Source organism: Dellaglioa sp. CoH-57-MRSF-18 (assembly GCF_056781995.1).
Genome location: NZ_JBXAXX010000043.1, coordinates 1 through 607 on the forward strand (window position 1 = coordinate 1; position 607 = coordinate 607).

General features: G+C 52.6%; 1 protein-coding gene. It reads right to left on the bottom strand.

Going from position 1 to position 607, the window contains the following annotated elements; all coding sequences use genetic code 11:
* Positions 1–607: hypothetical protein (locus AC1RPG_RS07950; RefSeq protein WP_481762460.1), on the bottom strand; the 607-nt coding region annotated here is incomplete at both ends.

Here is a 607-nt window from a genome sequence, read left to right on the forward strand (position 1 = left end):
CCAGTCTGTGCATCGAAGTTCGAGGCCGCCGTTATAGAGACTCGCGTGATAACCACTGAGTCGAAGAACAGATAGTTGCCAATCTTGATCGAGATGCGGTTCTTCAGCTTCGTGTTCCAGTAGGCAGCAGTACCCATGCTCGGGTTTACCGTGGCATCTGCCGGTACCGTATTGTTGGCTCCATCATTCGAGTTCTGCGACGTGTTGGTCAGCGACCCTGCCTTTGGCGTTATGCCTACAGCCCTCAGGAAATTGGTTACGTTATCACTGCCAAGCACACCATTGACGACTGACCCAATAGAAGTTCCTATATTGGTACCCGCGTCCTTGGCTATGGAGGCCGCTGAATCTCCGAAGTCGATCGAAGGGCCGGGGCTTTCCAGAAACCCATACTTGCCAGTACTAGGCATCGTCAACTTAAAAAGGTTAACGATAGGAGTCCGAACATCTGTAACGGGATCAGTTTCCGTATGGAACTGAAGCTCTAGGCTCAAGTTCGTTTCGGTATTACCGGCCCATAGCTGCGCGCTCATGGCCTGAACCGCAAGACGCACACCAACCGCAGCTGCGGCTGTATCGAGTGCCTTAGTTGGTGACAAAGACTGTG